Source organism: Streptomyces sparsus (assembly GCF_054776295.1).
In genome coordinates this window covers 1-1,371 of sequence record NZ_BAAHCA010001149.1, presented here as the reverse complement: position 1 = coordinate 1,371, position 1,371 = coordinate 1, and the positions used below count along the sequence as shown (strand labels likewise).

Below are 1,371 nucleotides of genomic sequence, written 5' to 3'. Positions count from 1 at the left end.
CGGGCACCGCGACGGCGGCGAGGAACAGCGGCGCGGCGACGGCCGCCCCGTCGTTCGGCCGCATCAGCGTCACCACGGCGAGCCCGGCCACCACACCGAAGTGCCGGGGCCGCCGCTGGAGGAAGCAGCCCGTGGCGGCGACGGCCCCCATGGCGGTGTAGTGGTTCGGCATGGCGGACGCGGCGTAGAACAGGGTCAGCCACAGCGTGCCGTACAGCGCCGCGGCCAGCCACGCGGCGTGCGGCCGGGTCAGCACCCGCAGCCACGGCCGGAACCCGAGGTAGAGCGCGGTGCTCGACAGCAGCAGGAGCCAGACCCGCAGCAGGACCGTCGAGTCGCTCCAGGTGGCGACCGGCACCAGCAGCAGCGGCACCCCCCGGGTGCGCGGCGAACTGAACGGCGTCGCCGGGCCGAACGGCCCGAAGCGGCTGGCGTAGACGAGTTCGTCCCAGCCGAGCGGCAGGGTCAGCGGCACCAGCGCGTCGGACAGCAGCGCGAACCCGCCGCACACGAGGAGCAGGTTGCGGTGGGCCTTTCGGCGTCTCCCCGGCGCCGCCGGTGGTCGCCCGCCGTCGGTGCCGTGGCCGGTGTCGCCGTCGCGGCCGGTGTGCCCCGCCTGGCCGGTGGCGAGCGGCAAGAAGCTGGTGCGCACGTGACGTCTTCCTCCGGAAGCTCGGTACAGCCCGTTGGCACGCGGCCCGTGGGACGGCCCCGCCGCGCGACCGGTAGGTCGACCGGCCGCCCGGCAGGGGCCACGGCCGGTGCCGCGTGCACGGTCGACGTCCCGCTGTACCCCGTTTCGGGGCCCACCAGACTGCTTCATCGGAGTGACCGGCCCCGACGCGGGCGCCGCCCGGTGGTTGTCGGCCCGGTGCGGGCCGGCTCAGAGGCCGAGCACCAGCTTGCCGCGGACGTGGCCGGACCGGCTGATCCGCTGGGCCTCCGCCGCCTGTTCCAGGGGCAGCGTCTGCTGCACCTCCACGTGCACGGCGCCGGCGTCTACCAGCTCGGCGACGCGCCGCAGCACGTCACCGTCGGGGGCGACCACGACGCGGACCCCGGTCACGCCGGGCACGCGGTGCGACGCGTCGATCGGTTCCGGCAGCGTCACGAGCGTGCCGCCGGGGGCGAGGAGCGTCCACGCGGCCCGCTGCACGTCCCCGCCCACGGTGTCGATGACCACGTCGACCGGTTCCAGGGCGTCCACGGCGCCGGAGGTGCGGTCCACGGCCTCGTCCACGCCGAGCCGGCGCAGGAAGTCCAGGTTGTGCGGGGACGCGGTCGCCACGACGTGCGCCCCTCGCGCCTTCGCGAACTGCACGGCGAAGTGGCCCACGCCGCCCGCGCCGGCGTGCACGAGCACGCGCCGCC

The 1,371-nt window shown here is 76.2% G+C and carries 1 protein-coding gene and 1 pseudogene; both read right to left on the bottom strand.

The features are described 5' to 3' along the window. Window positions 1-652 (bottom strand): annotated as a pseudogene (locus ACYVE9_RS27035) (hypothetical protein); the annotation flags it as partial. Between the two features lie 231 nt (window positions 653-883). Further along, the coding region (locus ACYVE9_RS27030; RefSeq protein WP_461030519.1) for a zinc-binding dehydrogenase at window positions 884-1,371 on the bottom strand (488 nt) is incomplete at its 5' end.